14 protein-coding genes, 1 tRNA gene and 6 rRNA genes are annotated in these 25212 nt (G+C 37.4%); 5 read left to right on the plus strand and 16 right to left on the minus strand.

Annotation, left to right across the window (positions count from 1 at the left end):
* Positions 1-61: 61 nt before the first annotated feature.
* From CKL_RS18480 to CKL_RS18490, 3 genes are read right to left on the minus strand one after another with little or no spacing between them, the layout of a single operon-like run.
* Positions 62-748, minus strand: coding sequence for a dTMP kinase (locus tag CKL_RS18480; RefSeq protein ID WP_012104114.1), 687 nt, complete (start codon positions 746-748; stop codon positions 62-64).
* 19 nt (positions 749-767) lie between these two features.
* Entirely contained in the window at positions 768-2207 is a 1440-nt protein-coding gene (locus CKL_RS18485) for an aminotransferase class I/II-fold pyridoxal phosphate-dependent enzyme (RefSeq protein WP_012104115.1), read from the minus strand.
* A complete protein-coding gene (locus CKL_RS18490) occupies positions 2186-2398 on the minus strand; it encodes a sigma factor G inhibitor Gin (RefSeq protein ID WP_012104116.1) in 213 nt (70 codons plus the stop codon). Before CKL_RS18490 ends, CKL_RS18485 begins: the two co-directional genes overlap by 22 nt.
* Positions 2399-2710: 312 nt before the next feature.
* On the opposite strand from CKL_RS18490, the gene CKL_RS18495 reads away from it, so the two are divergent.
* From CKL_RS18495 to CKL_RS18510, 4 genes are all read left to right on the plus strand, one after another.
* Complete coding sequence (locus CKL_RS18495; RefSeq protein ID WP_012104117.1) at positions 2711-3652, plus strand: magnesium transporter CorA family protein; 942 nt, start codon at positions 2711-2713, stop codon at positions 3650-3652.
* Between the two features lie 18 nt (positions 3653-3670).
* Positions 3671-4585, plus strand: a complete 915-nt coding sequence (locus CKL_RS18500; RefSeq protein ID WP_012104118.1) for a S66 peptidase family protein — start codon at positions 3671-3673, stop codon at positions 4583-4585.
* A 162-nt stretch (positions 4586-4747) separates the two neighbouring features.
* Complete coding sequence (locus CKL_RS18505; protein WP_012104119.1) at positions 4748-5491, plus strand: peptidylprolyl isomerase; 744 nt, start codon at positions 4748-4750, stop codon at positions 5489-5491.
* A gap of 230 nt (positions 5492-5721) precedes the next feature.
* Positions 5722-6447 (plus strand): NAD-dependent protein deacylase, encoded by a 726-nt coding sequence (locus CKL_RS18510; RefSeq protein ID WP_012104120.1) that lies wholly within the window; start codon positions 5722-5724, stop codon positions 6445-6447.
* 70 nt (positions 6448-6517) lie between these two features.
* On the opposite strand, the gene rrf (CKL_RS18515) is transcribed toward CKL_RS18510, so the two are convergent.
* The 4 genes from rrf (CKL_RS18515) to CKL_RS18530 form a co-directional block, all read right to left on the minus strand.
* Positions 6518-6634, minus strand: a 5S ribosomal RNA gene (gene rrf / locus CKL_RS18515).
* A gap of 56 nt (positions 6635-6690) precedes the next feature.
* Positions 6691-9587 (minus strand): 23S ribosomal RNA (locus CKL_RS18520).
* A 555-nt stretch (positions 9588-10142) separates the two neighbouring features.
* Positions 10143-11653: ribosomal RNA gene (locus CKL_RS18525) — 16S ribosomal RNA — on the minus strand.
* Together the 16S, 23S and 5S rRNA genes form the textbook arrangement of a ribosomal RNA operon.
* Before the next feature lie 787 nt (positions 11654-12440).
* The gene (locus CKL_RS18530) at positions 12441-13589 is read right to left on the minus strand and encodes a pyridoxal-phosphate-dependent aminotransferase family protein (protein ID WP_012104121.1); all 1149 of its coding nucleotides are present in this window, start codon (positions 13587-13589) and stop codon (positions 12441-12443) included.
* Positions 13590-13745: 156 nt separating this feature from the next.
* Between CKL_RS18530 and CKL_RS18535 the strand changes: the two genes are divergently transcribed.
* Positions 13746-14342: a uracil-DNA glycosylase gene (locus CKL_RS18535; RefSeq protein WP_012104122.1), complete on the plus strand. Its 597-nt coding sequence runs from the start codon at positions 13746-13748 to the stop codon at positions 14340-14342.
* Here CKL_RS18535 and CKL_RS18540 read toward each other — a convergent pair.
* The 9 genes from CKL_RS18540 to CKL_RS18580 all read right to left on the minus strand — a co-directional run bounded on the left by CKL_RS18540 (position 14339) and on the right by CKL_RS18580 (position 25192).
* Positions 14339-14776, minus strand: a complete 438-nt coding sequence (locus CKL_RS18540; protein WP_012104123.1) for a VanZ family protein — start codon at positions 14774-14776, stop codon at positions 14339-14341. The two genes, CKL_RS18535 and CKL_RS18540, sit on opposite strands and share 4 nt — an antisense overlap.
* An 11-nt stretch (positions 14777-14787) precedes the next feature.
* Positions 14788-15741 carry a hydrolase gene (locus CKL_RS18545; protein ID WP_012104124.1) on the minus strand — a complete coding sequence of 318 codons (954 nt, stop codon included), beginning with the start codon at positions 15739-15741 and terminating at the stop codon, positions 14788-14790.
* Positions 15742-15763: 22 nt separating this feature from the next.
* Positions 15764-16783, minus strand: coding sequence for a M42 family metallopeptidase (locus CKL_RS18550; protein WP_012104125.1), 1020 nt, complete (start codon positions 16781-16783; stop codon positions 15764-15766).
* Positions 16774-17805, minus strand: a complete 1032-nt coding sequence (locus tag CKL_RS18555) for a zinc-binding metallopeptidase family protein (protein ID WP_012104126.1) — start codon at positions 17803-17805, stop codon at positions 16774-16776. Before CKL_RS18555 ends, CKL_RS18550 begins: the two co-directional genes overlap by 10 nt.
* Positions 17806-17998: 193 nt before the next feature.
* Positions 17999-18074, minus strand: a tRNA-Lys gene (locus CKL_RS18560).
* 7 nt (positions 18075-18081) lie between these two features.
* Positions 18082-18198 (minus strand): 5S ribosomal RNA (gene rrf, locus CKL_RS18565).
* Positions 18199-18254: 56 nt separating this feature from the next.
* Positions 18255-21151 (minus strand): 23S ribosomal RNA (locus CKL_RS18570).
* 555 nt (positions 21152-21706) lie between these two features.
* A 16S ribosomal RNA gene (locus tag CKL_RS18575) occupies positions 21707-23217 on the minus strand.
* Between the two features lie 727 nt (positions 23218-23944).
* Positions 23945-25192 (minus strand): DUF1015 domain-containing protein, encoded by a 1248-nt coding sequence (locus CKL_RS18580; protein WP_012104128.1) that lies wholly within the window; start codon positions 25190-25192, stop codon positions 23945-23947.
* Between the last annotated feature and the right edge of the window lie 20 nt (positions 25193-25212).

Here is a 25212-nt window from a genome sequence, read left to right on the forward strand (position 1 = left end):
TATAGCATAAGTACTTACCTTAATTATATAATCTTATATTAGACCATTTAACATAGGTATATTACATCAATATATATTTTACTAAACTATATATATTTTTATGAATTTCATTTACTGTGTTTATTCTATCATTTTCTATACAAGAAATTTTATTCCACCCATATTTATCTGCTACATATACTGCATTATTATATGAATTAATTAAATATTCATAATTACTCTCATGTATATCTTTTTTGGCGTTACCTGTAAATTTATTATTCCTCTCAATCATGAGATTTTTACTATACTCAGGAGGCATATCTAAGAATATTACACAATCAGGTACTGGCAGCTTAAATATATTGAATTCAAAATCCCACAGCCATTTTAAAAATTTATCTTTTTCTTCTATATTATCAATTTTGGAAGCCTGATGTACCATATTGGATGTAGTATACCTATCTGATAGAACTATGCCTCCACCTTCATAGAATTTTTTCCACTGTGTTTTATAAGAAGCAAACCTATCTACCCCATAAAAGGTAGATGCAACATAGGCACTTACATCTTCAGGATTTTCTCCAAAATCTCCATTTAAGTACATTTTTACCAGAGCAGATGATTCACTATTGTAATTAGGATATTCTACTTTTTTCACATTGTATTTTTCATCTAAAAGTCTATTATAAAGTTTTCTGGTCTGTGTAGCTTTGCCACTGCCATCACATCCTTCTATAACTATAAGTTTCCCTTTTAATGATTCCATTTAAACTTCCCCCATTAATTTATTTTACAACTGAAATCTTATTATCTTTTATGCCTACTATATCCAATCCAGATTTCACATAGTACTTTATAATTTTTAAAATATTTCTATCTATTATCTCCCCCATCAATAATAAAGGTACTCCTGGAGGATAGGGTGTTACATTAACTGCTGCTATTCTTCCCAATGAACTTTCTACATTTATTATCTCCTTTTCTGAATTTATAACTTCATAAGGCAATACTTCCATTTTAGGTACTTCATACTCCATCATATCTATTTTTTTATATATAAAGTTTTTTAAATTACAATTTTTTAATGCTCTATACAATATTTCAAATTCTTCTTTTTTATTAAAAGGAGAAAAAATTAATATTACATTAAAGTTATCACTCATCTCAGCTTGAATTTTTGATTTTCTTAAATAGTCCAATAGTAAATTTGCACTATTGCCTTTTTTTAAGTTTATAATATATCTGGTGGAATCCATATTCCACACATTTGACGGTAAATTTTCATCATATACTAATATATCCTTTTTTTCAATTATATTAAATCCTTTTATAAGATTTATTTTATCCCTGTAATATTGGCTTATTTCAATAAGTTTTTCATAATCCCTATATCCATATTTCTCAAGATAAAACCTGGCATAATCCATAGAACAAAGTGCTATATAAGAAGGACTTGTACTTAAAAATACTTTAGAATAAAAATCAACTTTATCTAAATCCTCTTTATTATTAATATGTAAATAAGCGGTTTGAGTGAGACTTGGCAGTGTCTTATGTGCACTTGTAACTACCATGTCCGCTCCCATCTTAACTGCACTCTTAGGTAAACTTTTATGAACCCCAAAATGAGCGCCATGAGCACAATCAACTAAAATTTTCATATTATATTCTCTAGCTTTTTCTATTATAAATTCTAAATTACTGCATATGCCATAATAATTAGGATATGTAATAATTATTCCTTTTGCATCTTTATTTTCATCTAAGACTTTTAAAAAATGCTCCAAATTTATACAAACAGGAGCATTTAATCTTGTACTTATAATATTTTTTAAATATACGGGATTTAACTTTCTCATAATTATCCCATTAAATATAGAACTATGACAATTTCTTTCTACCAAAACTTTATCTCCCTCATTAAAACTGCTAAATAGCATTATCATGTTTCCTGAGGTGCTGCCATTAACCAGGAAATAAGATTTTTTACTTCCATAAAAATCTCTAAGACGCTCACTAGCATCTAATATTATACTTTTGGGATTATGAAGATTGTCTACCCCATCTACTTCTGTAATATCAAACTTTAAAATATTATCTATAAAATTCCTTCCTATTGAAGTATTAAAAAATCCCCTGCCATTTTTATGTCCAGGCATACAAAATGATATATTATTTTCTTCGATGTATTTTAAAACTCCTTCTAAAAGCGGTAATTCTGACAATGGATTATCTCTCCTTTTATAATAAAACGTACTATAGTTTTTTTTATTCTCTGTTTATAATACTCATAAAAATCCACATTATTTTCTAACTTTAATAATCTCTTTTCACAATTTATACATATTCCTCTACCATATATTATTATACCATTACTTAAAGGCTTTCCACATATTATACAATACTTTTTTTTCATTCATATCCTCCTAGCAAGTCCTAATTATGAATTAATAAATTAATTTTATCATTTAGATTCTCGCCTTTTAATGTATATAATATTCAATTGAATTTTATTTTATTTTTTTATCCTAATATTATATAATATTCAATTTATCCTTAAATTTATTTTGTCCACATAAATAAATTTAAATTTTAATATATTATTATTATGTAGATATTAATAATATCATATTCAAAAGTATACTTCATAAGCTATAATGTAAATAGCCATCAACGATCACTTAGCTAAAGATAATAATTATACCATATTTACTTAGGAGGACATTATATGATATCAATTTATAAAACTATAGATACATCAAACAAGTTGCAATCTTTAGACACTATAGAACATGGCTGTTGGATTAATATTATAGCACCTTCTGATGAAGATTTACTTTTAATATCAAAAAAAACTGGTGTTTCACTAGATTTTTTAAGAGCTGCCCTTGATGAAGAAGAAACATCTCGTATAGATACAGAAGATAATAATTTACTTGTAATAGTTGATATTCCTTTTACTGAAATGGAGGTCAATTCTTTAACTTATGACTCCTACCCTCTGGCAATAATTCATACGGAATTTATTTTAATAACTGTTTGTTTGAAAAACAGTAAAATTCTTACAGACTTTATAGCCGGTAAAGTAAAATCGTTTTACACCTTTAAACGCTCTAGATTCATATTACAAATACTTTATAGGATAGCAAGTTATTATCTACTTTATTTAAGACAAATAGATAAAAAAAGTGTGATGATTGAACAGAGACTTCACAAATCTATGAAAAACAAAGAATTTATTCAACTTTTATCTTTAGAAAAATCCCTAGTTTATTTTTCTACATCTTTAAAGGCAAATGAAATAACTCTAGAAAAAATGTTAAAATTAGAGCTTTTACAAAAATATCCTGAAGATCAGGATATCTTAGAAGATGTTATTATCGAAAATAAACAGGCTATAGAAATGACCAATATTTATAGCAATATTCTAGCGGGAACTATGGATGCATTTGCTTCAGTCGTATCTAATAATTTGAATATAGTTATGAAACTTTTAGCATCTGTAACCATAGTTATGTCTATACCAAATATAATATTTGGTTCTTTTGGTATGAATGTATCCGGCATACCTTTTGGAAAATATACAAATGCTTTTTGGATTATATATGGAATTACAGCTTTAATTTGTGTTATATCTATAATATTCCTGAAGAAAAAGGATTTATTTTAATTTTGGAAGGTGATAGTTTTGTTAGGCAAAAAGTTAGAAAAAGGAGATACGATAGGAATCGTATCCCCTTCAAGCAGTGAGGAGCCCAAAAAAATAGAAGAAAGCATTAAGTTTTTACAAAACTTAGGGTTTAACGTTAAAAGTGGAAAACATATTTACGATAGATGGGGCTATCTAGCCGGTAAGGACAAAGATAGAGTACAAGATCTCATGGATATGTTCTTAGACAAAGAAGTAAATACAATACTGTGTATAAGAGGTGGATATGGTGCTATGAGACTTCTTCCTCTTATAGACTTTGATATTATAGAAAAAAACCCAAAAATATTTGCTGGATTCAGTGATATAACTACTTTACTAAATAATATATATCAAGAATGTAATTTAATTACCTTTCACTCTCCTATGTGCAATTCTCAATTTGATTCCTCTACATTAAAAAGCTTTTTAGATACACTGATGTTTGGATATAATCTTTTTACTATAGAAAATACTGATAATATACCTACAGATTATTTTAATGGTGAATATGTTAAAGGAGAACTTGTAGGAGGTAATCTATCTTTAATATGCAGTACACTTGGCACACCTTATGCTATAAATACCAAAGACAAAATACTATTTATGGAAGAGGTAGAAGAAGAACCTTATAAGATTGATAGAATGCTTACACATTTGTCTCTAAGTGGCATTCTTCAACAGTGCAGAGGTTTCATTATAGGTCAATTTAAAGGCTGTGAATTTTCTAAGTATAAAGAGAGCTTAACTTTATCTGAAATATTTGAAGATAGAATATTAAGTCTTAGGAAACCAACTTTAACCAATTTTCAATCCGGCCATTCATATCCTAAAATAACTATCCCGATTGGTGCAGAAGTAGAAATAGATTTAAAAAATGGCAAAATACACTTATCCGAACCCGTGGTGAGATAAAGTAATTTTTAGACTTAAGTAAAGTATACCATAAAAAGTACTTTCTTCCATCTAAATCTTAAATAGTTGAATATTTTACTACCTTTTATTTTGTATAGAAAAACTATGCAAAGTATGTAATAATTAATTATGAGTTATAAATTATATTTAAGGAGAAAATGTATGCAAAATAATGTATTGGCAATTGTTAATAATGTGGAAATAACCGAAAATGACTTCAAAAACGTGGTAAAGAGATTTCCCGCAGAAAGGCAGCAATACTTTAATACAGATGAAGGTAAAAAACAGTTATTAGATGAAATTATATCTTTTGAACTTTTTTATAATTATGGTAAGGAAATTGAATTAGAAAAAGATAGAGATTATTTAGTTAAGTTAGAAACAACTAAAAAGGAATTATTAATTCAAGAGACAATATCTAAAATTATGGAAAATATTAAAGTTACTGATAAAGAGGTAGAAGATTATTATACCAACAACAAATCTATGTATAAAAAACCTGAAAATATAACTGCAAGACATATATTAGTGGATTCTTTTGAAAAAGCTGCTCAAATATCCAATGAGATAAAAAAAGGTCTGTCTTTTGAGGATGCAGCAAAAAAATACTCCTCATGTCCCTCTAAAGCTCAAGGTGGTAACTTAGGTAACTTTACTAGAGGACAGATGGTACCTGAATTTGAAACAGCAGCTTTTCAATTGGAAATAGGTATATTAAGCAAACCTGTAAAAACCCAATTCGGATATCACCTTATAAAAGTAGAGAAAAAAGAAAAAGATTCTATAAAGGGTTTTGACAAAGTAAAAAATGCTATAAAGAATGGGCTACTACAGGAAAAAAGAACTCTTGAATATTCAAAATGCATTAATAACTTAAAAGATAAATACCCAATTGAGATCAAGTGATTCAGAGGTTCAGGTGGAAGTCTGCTATAAATAAATGCTTATCTTCATCTGAACCTTATTAACAGTATTCTTAGTGTCTTTAGCACCTAGAATACGTTATCCTTATCCTTTAGGGGAAGAACTTATCCAGGTGTCGCGGCGGTGCTTATCTACTTTGAATAAGTCTGGGGATATTAGCTAATTATAGCGTTTGGATAAAATAATATTTAATATAAATTAGGGGTGATTTTATGAGTTACGAAAAGTTAAAATCAGTTGTAGACTCAAGTGAAAATATTGTATTTTTAGGAGGTGCTGGAGTTTCTACTGAATCAAATATACCTGATTTTAGATCTGAAGCAGGTATATATAAGACTAAAAATAATTTTTCATATCCTCCTGAAGTAATGCTAAGTCATACATTCTTTATGTCTCATACCGAAGACTTCTTTGACTTCTACAGAAAAAAAATGATATATAAAGATGCAAAGCCCAATGATACGCATTACGCTTTAGCAGAATTAGAAAAAAGGGGAAAGCTAAAGGCTATAATAACTCAAAATATCGATGGACTTCATCAAATGGCAGGATCACATAATGTGTTAGAATTACACGGTTCAATTCACAGAAATTACTGTACTAGATGTAATAAATTCTTTGATTTGGATTATGTAATAAAAAGCACTAATCTTATTCCAAAATGTGATAAGTGCAATGGATTAGTTAAACCAGATGTAGTTTTATATGAAGAAAGCTTGGATATGGATGTATTAAATAACTCTGTGGAATATATACGTAAAGCAGATATTTTAATTGTAGGAGGTACATCTCTGGTAGTATATCCTGCAGCAGGACTGGTTGATTATTTTAATGGCAGTAATTTAGTTCTTATAAATAAATCTACTACTCCTTATGATAATAAAGCTAATATAGTTATACATGACAGCATAGGAAAAGTTTTAAAAAGTATACTTTAAAGTATACTTTTTAAAATGCTTGTTTCAGCGATAAAAATAGAATGTCAATAAGACATTCTATTTAAAACATATCCGGCAGCGACCTGCTCTCCCACAGGGCCTCCCCTGCAGTACCATGGGCACTGTGGAACTTAACCTTCCTGTTCGAAATGGTAAGGGGTGTTGCCTCCACGTTATTGCCACCAGATTTATATTATTCTTTTCAGGAGTTTTATCCCCTCAAAATTGCACAGTAAATATTATTTGGTCAAGCCCTCGACCTATTAGTATCAGTCAGCTTAACATGTTGCCATGCTTACACCCCTGACCTATCTCCTCCTCTTCTCGGAGGGGTCTTACTGGCTTTCGCCATGGGAAATCTTGTCTTGGGGTGGGCTTCACACTTAGATGCTTTCAGCGTTTATCCCTTCCCGACTTAGCTACCCAGCTGTGCTCCTGGCGGAACAACTGGTTCACCAGCGGTCAGTCCATCCCGGTCCTCTCGTACTAGGGACAGCTCCCCTCAAATTTCCTACGCCCGCGACGGATAGGGACCGAACTGTCTCACGACGTTCTGAACCCAGCTCGCGTGCCGCTTTAATGGGCGAACAGCCCAACCCTTGGGACCTACTCCAGCCCCAGGATGCGACGAGCCGACATCGAGGTGCCAAACCTCCCCGTCGATGTGAACTCTTGGGGGAGATCAGCCTGTTATCCCCGAGGTAGCTTTTATCCGTTGAGCGATGGCCCTCCCACGAGGTACCACCGGATCACTAAGCCCGACTTTCGTCCCTGCTCCACCTGTGTGTGTCACAGTCAAGCTCCCTTCTGCCTTTGCACTCTACGAAGAATTTCCAACCCTTCTGAGGGAACCTTTGTACGCCTCCGTTACTCTTTTGGAGGCGACCGCCCCAGTCAAACTGCCCGCCTATCATTGTCCCGTGTCCAGTTTCATGCACTCCGGTTAGAATTCCAGTACTGCCAGGGTGGTATCCCAACGTTGACTCCAGAAATGCTGGCGCACTTCCTTCTCTGCCTCCCACCTATCCTGTACAGGCAATACCAAAATTCAGTGATAAACTGCAGTAAAGCTCTACGGGGTCTTTCCGTCCAATCGCGGGTAGCAAGCATCTTCACTTGCACTTCAATTTCGCCGGATTTGTTGTTGAGACAGTGCCCAAATCATTACGCCATTCGTGCGGGTCGGAACTTACCCGACAAGGAATTTCGCTACCTTAGGACCGTTATAGTTACGGCCGCCGTTTACTGGGGCTTAAGTTCTTGCCTTCGCTTGCGCTAAGCAGTCCCCTTAACCTTCCAGCACCGGGCAGGCGTCAGCCCCTATACTTCAGCTTTCGCTTTAGCAGAGACCTGTGTTTTTGATAAACAGTTGCTTGGGCCTTTTCTCTGCGGCCTCTTTCGAGGCACTCCTTTTCCCTAAGTTACGGAGTCAATTTGCCGAGTTCCTTAACAACAATTCTTCCGATGGTCTTAGGATTCTCTCCTCACCTACCTGTGTCGGTTTGCGGTACGGGCACATCCCTGCTCCATAGAGACTTTTCTTGGCAGTGTGAAATCAGATACTCGTCCTTGCGGACTCCCCTTCAAAGCCCAGGATTATCGGACATACGGCTTTTCCTTTATGTCCTCCCTCACTCCTTGGACACACATCCATTCGTGTGCACATCCTATCCTTCTGCGTCATCCCTTCTGTTCTTTTTCGCAAAAATGTGGTACCGGAATCTCAACCGGTTGTCCATCGCCTACGCCTTTCGGCCTCGGCTTAGGTCCCGACTTACCCTGGGCGGACGAACCTTCCCCAGGAAACCTTAGGTTTTCGACCAATAAGATTCTCACTTATTTCTCGCTACTTATGCCAGCATTCTCTCTCCTGCACTGTCCACCATTCCTTCCGGTATGGCTTCTCCCTGTGCAGCATGCTCCCCTACCGCCCTTTCAGGCCCATAGCTTCGGTGGTAAGTTTTAGCCCCGGACATCTTCGGCGCATGACCTCTTGACTAGTGAGCTATTACGCACTCTTTAAATGTATGGCTGCTTCTAAGCCAACATCCTAGTTGTCTTCGAAATCACACATCCTTTTCCACTTAACTTACACTTCGGGACCTTAGCTGTTGGTCTGGGCTTTTTCCCTTTTGACTACGGATCTTATCATTCGCAGTCTGACTGCCGGGATTCAAGTATATGGCATTCGGAGTTTGATAAGGTTCGGTAACTGTTGTCAGCCCCTACCCCAGTCAGTGCTCTACCTCCATTACTCACTCCCGACGCTAGCCCTAAAGCTATTTCGGGGAGAACCAGCTATCTCCGAGTTCGATTGGAATTTCTCCGCTATCCACAGCTCATCCCATGGTTTTTCAACACCAACGTGGTTCGGTCCTCCACGAAATTTTACTTCCGCTTCAACCTGGCCATGGATAGGTCACCCGGTTTCGGGTCTACGGCATACAACTCCCCGCCCTTTTCAGACTCGGTTTCCCTTCGGCTCCGTACCTTAAGTACTTAACCTTGCTGCATACCGTAACTCGCTGGCTCGTTCTACAAAAAGCACGCCGTCGTACTTTAACGTACTTCGACTGTTTGTGGACACACGGTTTCAGGTTCTATTTCACTCCCCTCCCGGGGTTCTTTTCACCTTTCCCTCACGGTACTCCTCCTCTATCGGTCACCAGGTAGTATTTAGCCTTGGGAGGTGGTCCTCCCTGCTTCCCACAAGGTTTCTCGTGTCTCGTGGTACTCCGGTACAGGTTATTTTGCTTCTGCTTTTCACTTACAGGGCTTTTACCTTCTGCGGCTCAACTTTCCAGTTGAATTCACTTAAGCTTCCACATTTTTTATCACCTGACCTCTACCCCGGAAACAAGTTTCCGGTTTGGGCTCTTTCCCTTTCGCTCGCCGCTACTTAGAAAATCGATTTTTCTTTCTCTTCCTCCGGGTACTTAGATGTTTCAGTTCCCCGGGTTTTCCCCTGCATACCTATATATTCAGCATGCAGTACCTATTGTTTTATAGGTGGGTTTCCCCATTCGGACATCTCTGGTTCTCTGGCTATTTGCGCCTACCCAGAGCTTTTCGCAGCTTATCACGTCCTTCTTCGGCTCCTGGTGCCAAGGCATCCTCCATGCGCCCTTTGTAGCTTGACCTGATAATTTAGTCCAAATCTTCGATTTGGTGCCTAAATTGCACTCCTCAGCCTTAGCTGAGTGAGTTTCATTAAAAAATTACTGCTAACTTCCCACAGCTTCGTCAAGCCTTTCCCTGCGGTGCTCATTTACACAAGTAAACTCTGCTCCTCACTCAAGTCTTTCCTCGCTCTGCTCGTTATCACTAATTTTCTTTGTCCTACGTAAATATAATTAAAACTTTATTCTCAATTATATTAATATAGGAACTACATCTTATTAAAATAAGCATAAACTCATTTATACTTATCCACTACAAAGGTTATTTCTAACCTTAGCTTTACTTCTTTTATTTACTGTGCAATTTTCAAAGGACAATTTTATTTCAATTTACTATTCACAGTGCACAATTTATTATTACAGTCTGCACTGCTCAATTGAAATAGGAATCTAACTGTCAATCCTTTATCGTCAAATGACTATGATCCCTCAAAATTAAACAGAATAAAGGGCAACTTATTTATCTCAAATTCCAGCTTTTAAGGCAGGTTTTTTCCCAGCCTTTCGACTCCTTAGAAAGGAGGTGATCCAGCCGCAGGTTCTCCTACGGCTACCTTGTTACGACTTCACCCCAATCACTAACCCCACCTTCGGCCGCGTCCTCCTTGGTTAGACTACGGACTTCGGGTGTTGCCAGCTCTCATGGTGTGACGGGCGGTGTGTACAAGACCCGGGAACGTATTCACCGCGACATGCTGATTCGCGATTACTAGCAACTCCAACTTCATGCAGGCGGGTTTCAGCCTACAATCCGAACTGGGGGCAGTTTTTGAGATTTGCTCCTCCTCGCGGTATTGCTTCTCTCTGTTCTGCCCATTGTAGCACGTGTGTTGCCCTGGACATAAGGGGCATGATGATTTGACGTCATCCCCACCTTCCTCCACGTTAACCGCGGCAGTCTCGTTAGGGTGCCCACCTTTACGTGCTGGCAACTAACGACAGGGGTTGCGCTCGTTGCAGGACTTAACCTAACATCTCACGACACGAGCTGACGACAACCATGCACCACCTGTCTCCCTGCCCCGTAGGGCTTCCTCCATTACGAGTCATTCAGGGGATGTCAAGTCCAGGTAAGGTTCTTCGCGTTGCTTCGAATTAAACCACATGCTCCGCTGCTTGTGCGGGTCCCCGTCAATTCCTTTGAGTTTTAATCTTGCGATCGTACTTCCCAGGCGGAGTACTTATTGTGTTTACTGCGGCACAGGGGGGGTCGATACCCCCTACACCTAGTACTCATCGTTTACGGCGTGGACTACCAGGGTATCTAATCCTGTTTGCTACCCACGCTTTCGTGCCTCAGCGTCAGTTACAGTCCAGAGAACCGCCTTCGCCACTGGTGTTCTTCCTAATCTCTACGCATTTCACCGCTACACTAGGAATTCCGTTCTCCTCTCCTGCACTCTAGATATCCAGTTTGAAATGCACTGCCCGGGTTAAGCCCGGGTCTTTCACATCTCACTTAAATATCCGCCTGCACACCCTTTACGCCCAGTAATTCCGGACAACGCTCGCCACCTACGTATTACCGCGGCTGCTGGCACGTAGTTAGCCGTGGCTTCCTCTTCCGGTACCGTCATTATCGTCCCGGATGACAGAGCTTTACGATCCGAAAACCTTCTTCACTCACGCGGCGTTGCTGCATCAGGGTTTCCCCCATTGTGCAATATTCCCCACTGCTGCCTCCCGTAGGAGTCTGGACCGTATCTCAGTTCCAATGTGGCCGTTCACCCTCTCAGGTCGGCTACGCATCGTCGCCTTGGGGGGCTTTTATCCCTCCAACTAGCTAATGCGACGCGGGCCCATCTCAAAGCGGATTGCTCCTTTAAGGCATTTATCATGCGATTTTTACCTTCTATGCGGTATTAATCTCCCTTTCGGGAGGCTATCCCCCTCTTTGAGGCAGGTTACCCACGTGTTACTCACCCGTCCGCCGCTATTCCACCCCCGAAGGGGCTTCCTCGCTCGACTTGCATGTGTTAGGCACGCCGCCAGCGTTCGTCCTGAGCCAGGATCAAACTCTTATTTTAAAAGTTTTATTTGACTCTGTTGAAAATTACTATTAGCTTCGCCCAGCTTCGTTAAATGCCTCATTCCGGTGCTCAATTACATAAGTAAGTTCCGCTCCTCATTCAGCCTTTTCCTCGCTGTACTCGCTACTAGCAATTTTAGTATATCTCTTTCAGCAGAATACTGCTTGAATATACTACATTACGAAATTACTCTCTTTACTGCTCTCGCAGCTCAAAAGAATTGCTGGTTTATTCTTAATAAATAAGTTTACCTATCTTCTTTATTCTGTTTAATTTTCAAGGATCATATTTCATCTTTGCTGCCATCTGTTTTCTCAGACAGCTTTTATAGTATATCATCTCATTTTCCCTTTGTCAACACTTTTTTTAGCATTTCAAAGACTAAAATTTTGAAGGTACACATGCTGCTAAAATTACTATTCTGTATTTTGCAGCAACATGTGATATTTTATCATACTTTATTCTAATGTCTCTATAAGATATACCAACTACATAAAAATATCTCTTATATACAACATATAATTCTTATTTTCTATAATATACTTATATTGATACGCTAGGTTATGTTTATTTATTTAAAAGCTACTATATTTTTGAATTTTATCCTAACACCACCATTACTAGTACTCTTACCTTCTTCAAAGTAGGAGACAATCATTGCTACATGCCTGAATAAGTTTTTCCCCTAAAGAATAACGTATTCTAAGTGCTAAAGACACTAAGAATACTGTTAATAAGGCCCATATGTAGAAAAGCATTTCTCATAGGCAAACTCCATCTAAACCTAAAAATCACTTGTTCTACACTGTTTTAAAAAAAATTGAGGCATATCACATTTACATTGAAATCCCATATGCTTTAAAGCTTCCTGAAGAGCATAAAGACTATAACTTATTAAATCTTTTCTGGCATTTTCTCCCATATGGCCTATTCTTATAACCTTATTTTTCAAATATCCAAAAGAACCTGCTATCATAATATTAAAATTAATTAACATGAATTCTCTGAGCTGCTTTTCTTCTATACCCTTTGGAACCTCAATAACAGTAACTGTATTGGAATAACCTTTTTCCACATATAGATTAAGACCTGCTTCTATAATAGTCTTTCTTAAGCTTTCAGCAATTATTCTATGTCTTTCCAAAATATTTTTATCTTCTAGAATATTATCTAAAGCTACTTTAAGTCCAATTATATTACTTATTGGAGGGGTATATGGAAACCATTTATTTTCATAGTATTTTTCCCAAATTAGTAAATTACAATAAAAAGACCTTATGGGCTCTTTTCTAATTTTCATAGCTAACAAGGCTTCTTCACTCATACTAATCAGAGTAAGCCCCGGAGGAGCTGAAATACATTTTTGCGAACCACCTATAACTATATCTATATCCCAATTATCAACTTCTAATTTTTCTCCTCCCATTGCGGAAACACTATCTACTAAAGTCAATACACCTCTTTTTTTAAGCAAAGGACATATTTTTGACACATCATTCAATACTCCTGAAGGAGTATCACAATGTACAATGGTTGCATATTTGAAATTACTATCTTTATCTAAAAATTTTGCTAATTCTATTATATCTATTTCTCGCCTCCTATTTCCTTTAAAAAATTCCACTTTCCCACCATATAATTTTACTAAATCAGCAAATCCTTCTCCAAATACGCCATTGTCAATTACAAGAACCCTATCTCCTTCTTCTGTAAGAGAAGCACAGGCTGCTTCTAATCCTAACATTCCCTCTCCACCTAATATTATAGTCTGATTTTTAGTTTTTAATAATCGACCTATGTCTTCACAGGCATTCCTATAAAAATCATAAAATTTTACATCCAAATCCGGATTAGTAGTCCTCATACTCATTGCAAGCCTAACATTTTCTCTAATTTCTGTAGGCCCTGGAGTCAGTACATATGGAATGTTCAAGAAAATCACCTCTTTAAAATAATTTTAGTAGTATTATAATACTATTGTTTTTTTTAATAAAATGTACGGATACAATTTATTAAAAATTAATTTTATATTTGACACTTATGTTAAAATATAAAAAAGATTATTTTAATTAAAGAAAGGAATTCTTTTATGAAAGCTGAAGAAAAAATTAGAGAGAAAATCAGAGAGATATGTGAAAATTATAAGGATGCACCTACGGAAGGATACATTTCTGGCAGTGGACCTATTCCCTGTCTTATACTATTCATTGGAGAAGCTCCAGGAAAAACAGAAATAATACAAGGAAAACCTTTTGTTGGTATGGCAGGAAAAACTTTTGAGAATTATTTGAATTCTATAGGATTAAAAAGAGAAGAAGTACGAATCACAAACACTTGCTTTTTTAGACCAATTAAAATTAAAATATCAAAAGATGGTAAAGAAACTATAAGCAACAGAACTCCTAAAATACCAGAAATTAAATTATTCAAAGAAATATTAAATGAAGAAATTAATCTTGTAAATCCTAAAATAATTATTACATTAGGGAATATACCTTTAAAAAGTTTTACTGAATTTGACTCCATAGGAAAATGTCATGGTACTATCTATTTTAATGAGAATCTAAGGAAACCCGTATTTCCTATGTATCATCCTTCTGCTTTGACCTACAATAGAAATAAAAATTTTCAATCTATATATGAGGAGGACTGGGAAAAATTAAAAGGAGCTCTAAATACCCTTTAGTTCTCCTTTTCATAAAAAATTTTTTTATTAATAAAATAGCTTACTAATAGTCCCATACTACCTCCTACTGTGTCTATAAATATATCTTTTATTCTGGCTGTTCTTCCAGGTATAAATATTTGATGAATCTCATCCGTACATGCATATACAACTACTATAACAATGGAAATTATAAATACTTTTTTTATTTCAAACTTACCTTTTATAATATTAAACAATAGTATAGCTAGTATAAAATACTCAAGAAAATGTGAGGCCTTTCTAACCATAAAATTAGATAAATTTCCAAAGAAAGCATTTAAGTCCAAACCTAAAGTTTGAATTAGGTATATAAAAAGTCTACTCTTTTCATTTGACATAGTAGATGATTCATTCGAAAAAATAAATATTACTACCATCCATAGTACAACTAAAATCCATTTGATTTTCTTCATATTAACTTTTCTTATATCAGCTCCTTAAAATTTTCTAATTCATTTAATACCTTTATAGTATTTTCTATATCATAAATAGATATCATCTCTGAAGTAGAATATTTATATCTACATGGTACTGCAATCTCGCCAGTTCTTATGCCTATCCGCTCTTTATGTACAAGTCCTCCTTGGGATTTACCTGTGCTTATACTGTACTGAAATTTTACATCCGCTCTTTCAGCAGCATTTTCTAATATATCCTTTATATCTTTATGCATTATCAAAGAACTATCCATGATTTTTAATACGGGTCCATCACCTATATCTATTTTTGTTTCCTCTTTATTTTTTGTGTTTTCAACGCCTACTATTATACAATAGTCAGGATTTATAGTATTTGCAGCTATTCTTGCACCTATTCCTCCAATTTCTCCTTGAGAAGCAAATACAAAATTAAATTCAGTATTATTTATTTTAATATTTTCTAAAAGCTTCAAAAGTATATAACATCCCACCTTATTATGAAGCAAGGGACTTATTATATTATTATTTCCCACTTTTAAATAAGGTCCCACAAGTGATGCCATGTCTCCTTCTTTTATCTTTTTTAATGTATCTTCCCTGTTACTTGTACCTATATCCACAAAGACACCTTTTGAAGATGTCCATACTTTACCCAGTGTGCCATTATGAAATCTTATAAAGCTATGTGATATATCCTGAGTATTAAACTCTCCTATACTATTTACTTTTATCATTCCATCTTCTTCTATATCATTAACTATAAATCCCACTGAATCCATATTAGAACATATCATAACTTTACTTTTACCAGTTCCCACTTTCACTAATATATTACCTATATTATCTTCATGTATATCATGATCGGATTCCTTTAAACTCTCTTTTATCACTTGTCTAATTTCATCTTCTTTTCCACTAATCCCAAAAGAATTAATTAATTTTAACAAAAGCTTATCCATAATTTTCACCCCTTATACCATTCTAAATATTTATACTACAGTCCTCTAAATAGCTTTTTAATAAAAATAAAGTATTATCATAATCAGCTAAACTGCATATAGAAATATTAAAATTCATGTATCTACATGGTAATAATATCGATGCAGTTTTACAATTATTAACAGTAAGATAAGCTGCTTTAAGTTCTCCTTCTCCATGAGTATCTCCAATTTTTTGATATGGTATTCCTATGTCATCTGCTTTATTCCGGATAGATTCTACAATACCTCTATCGAATATACACTGTCCACCTTTAAAAGGTATAACAGGACCTTCTCTTAATTTACTTGTCCTGAAATAACTGGGAATTTCCATATAATCTATACTATTTATGGTATCTAAAATTATGACTAAATCTGGATCAATATTGTAAGCAACCGCATGAATTCCTCTTTGGTCTATATTTCCCTGAACATTAAATACACCATATAAGTTGCAATTTAAGTCTTCCTTCAATAACTCTATAAGTATAGAACATCCTACTCTATTATCTAGAGCTTTTCCTTTTAAAAGGTTATCTCCAAAATGAGAAAATTTATTATTAAATACTACAAAATCCCCTAATGATATAATCCTTCTACATTCCTCTTGGGAAAAAGCGCCTATATCTATACACATATTTTCATAGGATATATTTTCATCTCTTTCTTTTTTACTCTGAATATGTATTGGCTTCATTCCAATAACTCCTGGTATTTTTTTATCTCCAATTAAAACAGCCTTAGCAGGAAGTGAATTTTTATCTATATCCCCTAATGTGGAAAATTTTAGTGTTCCATCTTTATTATAAGCTGTTATTATGAGACCTGATTCATCTATGTGAGAAATCACCATTATTTTAGATGAAGAATCATTTTGTCTATCCTTATGCACTATAATATTTCCCATTCTATCTATAAGTATATTGTCAGTAAAAGTACTTAATTCATCTCTTATTACATTCCTAATGTGTTCCTCATATCCCGAAGGTCCTGTAGAATTACAGAGTTTTTCTAAAAACAAAATAATCCCTCCAATTCACTCTCTTTTAAATCCTGAATAAGTCTTGCCAACAATCTTCCTGTATTTCTTATATCTTCTATGTTAACTACCTCCACTGACGTATGCATATACTTTATAGGGATAGATACAAGAATTGTAGCTATTCCTCCTACTGAAGTTTGAATATCCCAAGCATCCGTTCCTGTATTTCCCGGTTCTACTTCAACCTGATAAGGGATATTATACTTATCTGCTGTTTCTATTAATCTATTTCTGATTTTAGCATGTATGTTAGGTCCTATGCATATAACCGGTCCTTTTCCAAGCTTATTTTCTCTATTGTTATCTCCTAATATTCCACTATCAAAGGTTACATCAAGTGCTATACCTATATCGGGCTTAATATCATAACTTACCATTTTTGCTCCTCTATGACCCACTTCTTCCTGGCATGAGCATACAAAATATATATCCAAATCAGAATTTACATTTTTAAGTTCTTCTGCACAAACGTACATAGCAAAAATACTAGCTCTATTATCTATAGATTTACAGCTTACATTATTATTCAAAAGATATATCATCTTTCTGTCTAATGTGATATAATCTCCTAATTTAACTATACCGCTTAACTTCTCTTTATTAAATCCAGTTTCTATATATAAATTTTTCATGGAAACTTTACTTTTATCTTTATCATTGTAATTATATTTTAATGCTACAATTCCAGATATATCTTCTTTTCCATGAATGATGACTTCCTGAGACACAAGACTTTTGGCATCTACTCCAAAGCCTTCAAATTTTATAAATCCATCTTCTGAGATTTCTTTTACCATTAAAAAAACTTCATCCACATGAGACATTATCATTAATTTATTAGAAGTTATACCTTTCTTGTGTATATACATGTTATTTAATTTAGTTATAGTTGTATCTCCAAATTCCTTAAAATTGTCCTTTATAATAGAATACAACCAATCTTCCCTTCCACTTGGTGCATGAGCTTCACATATTATTCTAAAAAAGTCTAAACCTTTCATATTTGCCTCCAATCAAATATATTAGTAATGTAATTGTACTTCAGCTAATCGTTATGGATTACTTTAATTATAACATAATTATAATGAAAATTTTTCAATTATCGGAATATAATAATTTATTGTGAATCTAATTAAATACAATATTTTTTTCTAAAAAATAATAAGGAAGCATATCAATAATATGCTTCCTTATTGGTGGCTCACCGGGGAATCGAACCCCGGACAACATGATTAAAAGTCATGTGCTCTACCAACTGAGCTAGTGAACCAAAACATATCCGGCAGCGACCTGCTCTCCCACAGGGCCTCCCCTGCAGTACCATGGGCACTGTGGAACTTAACCTTCCTGTTCGAAATGGTAAGGGGTGTTGCCTCCACATTATTGCCACCAGATTTATATTATTCTTTTCAGGAGTTTTATCCCCTCAAAATTGCACAGTAAATATTATTTGGTCAAGCCCTCGACCTATTAGTATCAGTCAGCTTAACATGTTGCCATGCTTACACCCCTGACCTATCTCCTCCTCTTCTCGGAGGGGTCTTACTGGCTTTCGCCATGGGAAATCTTGTCTTGGGGTGGGCTTCACACTTAGATGCTTTCAGCGTTTATCCCTTCCCGACTTAGCTACCCAGCTGTGCTCCTGGCGGAACAACTGGTTCACCAGCGGTCAGTCCATCCCGGTCCTCTCGTACTAGGGACAGCTCCCCTCAAATTTCCTACGCCCGCGACGGATAGGGACCGAACTGTCTCACGACGTTCTGAACCCAGCTCGCGTGCCGCTTTAATGGGCGAACAGCCCAACCCTTGGGACCTACTCCAGCCCCAGGATGCGACGAGCCGACATCGAGGTGCCAAACCTCCCCGTCGATGTGAACTCTTGGGGGAGATCAGCCTGTTATCCCCGAGGTAGCTTTTATCCGTTGAGCGATGGCCCTCCCACGAGGTACCACCGGATCACTAAGCCCGACTTTCGTCCCTGCTCCACCTGTGTGTGTCACAGTCAAGCTCCCTTCTGCCTTTGCACTCTACGAAGAATTTCCAACCCTTCTGAGGGAACCTTTGTACGCCTCCGTTACTCTTTTGGAGGCGACCGCCCCAGTCAAACTGCCCGCCTATCATTGTCCCGTGTCCAGTTTCATGCACTCCGGTTAGAATTCCAGTACTGCCAGGGTGGTATCCCAACGTTGACTCCAGAAATGCTGGCGCACTTCCTTCTCTGCCTCCCACCTATCCTGTACAGGCAATACCAAAATTCAGTGATAAACTGCAGTAAAGCTCTACGGGGTCTTTCCGTCCAATCGCGGGTAGCAAGCATCTTCACTTGCACTTCAATTTCGCCGGATTTGTTGTTGAGACAGTGCCCAAATCATTACGCCATTCGTGCGGGTCGGAACTTACCCGACAAGGAATTTCGCTACCTTAGGACCGTTATAGTTACGGCCGCCGTTTACTGGGGCTTAAGTTCTTGCCTTCGCTTGCGCTAAGCAGTCCCCTTAACCTTCCAGCACCGGGCAGGCGTCAGCCCCTATACTTCAGCTTTCGCTTTAGCAGAGACCTGTGTTTTTGATAAACAGTTGCTTGGGCCTTTTCTCTGCGGCCTCTTTCGAGGCACTCCTTTTCCCTAAGTTACGGAGTCAATTTGCCGAGTTCCTTAACAACAATTCTTCCGATGGTCTTAGGATTCTCTCCTCACCTACCTGTGTCGGTTTGCGGTACGGGCACATCCCTGCTCCATAGAGACTTTTCTTGGCAGTGTGAAATCAGATACTCGTCCTTGCGGACTCCCCTTCAAAGCCCAGGATTATCGGACATACGGCTTTTCCTTTATGTCCTCCCTCACTCCTTGGACACACATCCATTCGTGTGCACATCCTATCCTTCTGCGTCATCCCTTCTGTTCTTTTTCGCAAAAATGTGGTACCGGAATCTCAACCGGTTGTCCATCGCCTACGCCTTTCGGCCTCGGCTTAGGTCCCGACTTACCCTGGGCGGACGAACCTTCCCCAGGAAACCTTAGGTTTTCGACCAATAAGATTCTCACTTATTTCTCGCTACTTATGCCAGCATTCTCTCTCCTGCACTGTCCACCATTCCTTCCGGTATGGCTTCTCCCTGTGCAGCATGCTCCCCTACCGCCCTTTCAGGCCCATAGCTTCGGTGGTAAGTTTTAGCCCCGGACATCTTCGGCGCATGACCTCTTGACTAGTGAGCTATTACGCACTCTTTAAATGTATGGCTGCTTCTAAGCCAACATCCTAGTTGTCTTCGAAATCACACATCCTTTTCCACTTAACTTACACTTCGGGACCTTAGCTGTTGGTCTGGGCTTTTTCCCTTTTGACTACGGATCTTATCATTCGCAGTCTGACTGCCGGGATTCAAGTATATGGCATTCGGAGTTTGATAAGGTTCGGTAACTGTTGTCAGCCCCTACCCCAGTCAGTGCTCTACCTCCATTACTCACTCCCGACGCTAGCCCTAAAGCTATTTCGGGGAGAACCAGCTATCTCCGAGTTCGATTGGAATTTCTCCGCTATCCACAGCTCATCCCATGGTTTTTCAACACCAACGTGGTTCGGTCCTCCACGAAATTTTACTTCCGCTTCAACCTGGCCATGGATAGGTCACCCGGTTTCGGGTCTACGGCATACAACTCCCCGCCCTTTTCAGACTCGGTTTCCCTTCGGCTCCGTACCTTAAGTACTTAACCTTGCTGCATACCGTAACTCGCTGGCTCGTTCTACAAAAAGCACGCCGTCGTACTTTAACGTACTTCGACTGTTTGTGGACACACGGTTTCAGGTTCTATTTCACTCCCCTCCCGGGGTTCTTTTCACCTTTCCCTCACGGTACTCCTCCTCTATCGGTCACCAGGTAGTATTTAGCCTTGGGAGGTGGTCCTCCCTGCTTCCCACAAGGTTTCTCGTGTCTCGTGGTACTCCGGTACAGGTTATTTTGCTTCTGCTTTTCACTTACAGGGCTTTTACCTTCTGCGGCTCAACTTTCCAGTTGAATTCACTTAAGCTTCCACATTTTTTATCACCTGACCTCTACCCCGGAAACAAGTTTCCGGTTTGGGCTCTTTCCCTTTCGCTCGCCGCTACTTAGAAAATCGATTTTTCTTTCTCTTCCTCCGGGTACTTAGATGTTTCAGTTCCCCGGGTTTTCCCCTGCATACCTATATATTCAGCATGCAGTACCTATTGTTTTATAGGTGGGTTTCCCCATTCGGACATCTCTGGTTCTCTGGCTATTTGCGCCTACCCAGAGCTTTTCGCAGCTTATCACGTCCTTCTTCGGCTCCTGGTGCCAAGGCATCCTCCATGCGCCCTTTGTAGCTTGACCTGATAATTTAGTCCAAATCTTCGATTTGGTGCCTAAATTGCACTCCTCAGCCTTAGCTGAGTGAGTTTCATTAAAAAATTACTGCTAACTTCCCACAGCTTCGTCAAGCCTTTCCCTGCGGTGCTCATTTACACAAGTAAACTCTGCTCCTCACTCAAGTCTTTCCTCGCTCTGCTCGTTATCACTAATTTTCTTTGTCCTACGTAAATATAATTAAAACTTTATTCTCAATTATATTAATATAGGAACTACATCTTATTAAAATAAGCATAAACTCATTTATACTTATCCACTACAAAGGTTATTTCTAACCTTAGCTTTACTTCTTTTATTTACTGTGCAATTTTCAAAGGACAATTTTATTTCAATTTACTATTCACAGTGCACAATTTATTATTACAGTCTGCACTGCTCAATTGAAATAGGAATCTAACTGTCAATCCTTTATCGTCAAATGACTATGATCCCTCAAAATTAAACAGAATAAAGGGCAACTTATTTATCTCAAATTCCAGCTTTTAAGGCAGGTTTTTTCCCAGCCTTTCGACTCCTTAGAAAGGAGGTGATCCAGCCGCAGGTTCTCCTACGGCTACCTTGTTACGACTTCACCCCAATCACTAACCCCACCTTCGGCCGCGTCCTCCTTGGTTAGACTACGGACTTCGGGTGTTGCCAGCTCTCATGGTGTGACGGGCGGTGTGTACAAGACCCGGGAACGTATTCACCGCGACATGCTGATTCGCGATTACTAGCAACTCCAACTTCATGCAGGCGGGTTTCAGCCTACAATCCGAACTGGGGGCAGTTTTTGAGATTTGCTCCTCCTCGCGGTATTGCTTCTCTCTGTTCTGCCCATTGTAGCACGTGTGTTGCCCTGGACATAAGGGGCATGATGATTTGACGTCATCCCCACCTTCCTCCACGTTAACCGCGGCAGTCTCGTTAGGGTGCCCACCTTTACGTGCTGGCAACTAACGACAGGGGTTGCGCTCGTTGCAGGACTTAACCTAACATCTCACGACACGAGCTGACGACAACCATGCACCACCTGTCTCCCTGCCCCGTAGGGCTTCCTCCATTACGAGTCATTCAGGGGATGTCAAGTCCAGGTAAGGTTCTTCGCGTTGCTTCGAATTAAACCACATGCTCCGCTGCTTGTGCGGGTCCCCGTCAATTCCTTTGAGTTTTAATCTTGCGATCGTACTTCCCAGGCGGAGTACTTATTGTGTTTACTGCGGCACAGGGGGGGTCGATACCCCCTACACCTAGTACTCATCGTTTACGGCGTGGACTACCAGGGTATCTAATCCTGTTTGCTACCCACGCTTTCGTGCCTCAGCGTCAGTTACAGTCCAGAGAACCGCCTTCGCCACTGGTGTTCTTCCTAATCTCTACGCATTTCACCGCTACACTAGGAATTCCGTTCTCCTCTCCTGCACTCTAGATATCCAGTTTGAAATGCACTGCCCGGGTTAAGCCCGGGTCTTTCACATCTCACTTAAATATCCGCCTGCACACCCTTTACGCCCAGTAATTCCGGACAACGCTCGCCACCTACGTATTACCGCGGCTGCTGGCACGTAGTTAGCCGTGGCTTCCTCTTCCGGTACCGTCATTATCGTCCCGGATGACAGAGCTTTACGATCCGAAAACCTTCTTCACTCACGCGGCGTTGCTGCATCAGGGTTTCCCCCATTGTGCAATATTCCCCACTGCTGCCTCCCGTAGGAGTCTGGACCGTATCTCAGTTCCAATGTGGCCGTTCACCCTCTCAGGTCGGCTACGCATCGTCGCCTTGGGGGGCTTTTATCCCTCCAACTAGCTAATGCGACGCGGGCCCATCTCAAAGCGGATTGCTCCTTTAAGGCATTTATCATGCGATTTTTACCTTCTATGCGGTATTAATCTCCCTTTCGGGAGGCTATCCCCCTCTTTGAGGCAGGTTACCCACGTGTTACTCACCCGTCCGCCGCTATTCCACCCCCGAAGGGGCTTCCTCGCTCGACTTGCATGTGTTAGGCACGCCGCCAGCGTTCGTCCTGAGCCAGGATCAAACTCTTATTTTAAAAGTTTTATTTGACTCTGTTGAAAATTACTATTAGCTTCGCCCAGCTTCGTTAAATGCCTCATTCCGGTGCTCAATTACATAAGTAAGTTCCGCTCCTCATTCAGCCTTTTCCTCGCTGTACTCGCTACTAGCAATTTTAGTATATCTCTTTCAGCAGAATACTGCTTGAATATACTACATTACGAAATTACTCTCTTTACTGCTCTCGCAGCTCAAAAGAATTGCTGGTTTATTCTTAATAAATAAGTTTACCTATCTTCTTTATTCTGTTTAATTTTCAAGGATCATATTTCATCTTTGCTGCCATCTGTTTTCTCAGACAGCTTTTATAGTATATCATCTCATTTTCCCTTTGTCAACACTTTTTTTAGCATTTTTTATACTAAGTAAATCCGTTGAATTTACTTACTTTCAGGTACTATCGACATGACGAAGGTTATTATATCACAGCCTTACATATTAAAAATTATTTTTATGGTAAAATTATAAGATTATCTTATTATATCTTGTATATCCTATTGATTTCTACATCTTTTATATAAAGATACACAAGGACATGTTTATTAAAAAACTACTACTTAAAGTCTCCATATAATACTTAAAAATTTACTAGCTTACATAGATATACTACAAAAAACACTAAAAGATATAAAAATTTACCTAGAAATAAATTTATATATCTTTACATATATACTTTCAGTACAATAACTAATTTAATTAAGTAATTATTTTAACTTATGAATGAACAGTCCACTCCTGAGTTTTGGCTCAAACCAAGTAGATTTAGGCGGCATTACTTCTCCAGCATCTGCAATATTCATTAAATCTTCCAATGTAGTAGGATACATTGAAAATGCAACGCCTGTACTTTTCTCATCTATTCTATGCTCTAATTCCTTAAGACCTCTTATCCCACCTACAAAATCAATTCTATTATCTGTACGAGGATCCTTTATTCCCAAAATTGGATCTAATAAATTATTTTGAAGAATAGATACATCTAATCTTTCAACGGGATCAAGGGGATCGTAAGTTCCTTCTTTAGCCGTAAGTATATACCATTTGCCATTTAAATACATTCCATAATTATGTTTAGAAGAAGGTTTATATGGTCCTTGACCCTCACATATATCTATATTAAACTTCTCTAAAACTTTATTCATATACTCTTCATTAGAAAGACCATTTAAATCCTTGACAATTCTATTGTAATCTATAATATTTAAATGTGAGTGTGGAAAAATTACCGATAGAAAAAAATTAAATTCCTCACTTCCTGAATAATTCGGATTTTCTTCTCTTCTTCTAAGTCCCACTTTTACTGCTGAAGCCGCCCTATGATGACCATCTGCTATATATAAACTATCTACATCTTTAAATAAATCACAAATATTATTTATTGTTTCCCCATCATCCACAACCCATACAGTATTTTTAACTCCATCCTCTGCCGTAAAATCATAAACAGGCTCTTTTTGTATCCAACTACTTATCACATTATCAATTTTATCATTATATTTATAAGTTAAAAATATAGGTCCTGTATTTGCATCACAAAAATCTACATGATTTATTCTATCTTGTTCCTTATCTTTTCTCGTATGCTCATGTTTTTTTATTTTATTATTAATATAGTCATCTATAGATGTACATGCTACTATACCAATCTGGCTTTTTCCATTCATAATTAACCTATAAATATATAGATTTTCTTTTTCATCTTGTATTAATACCTTACTATCTATCATACTTTGTAAATTTTCATTAGCTTTTATATAAACTTCCCTATCATATAAGTTTATATTTTCATCCAAATCAATTTCCGATTTATCTACATGTAAAAAAGAATATTTATTACCTTTTGCAATTTCTTTTGCCTCTTTGCTATTCATAACATCATAGGGAAGTTCAGCAACCTTTTGAACTATATCCGCTCTGGGTCTTAGTGCTTTAAATGCCTTTAAAGTTATCATTTCTTTCTCCTTTTATAGTA

Source organism: Clostridium kluyveri DSM 555, from assembly GCF_000016505.1.
GTDB classification, from domain to species: Bacteria; Bacillota; Clostridia; order Clostridiales; family Clostridiaceae; genus Clostridium_B; species Clostridium_B kluyveri.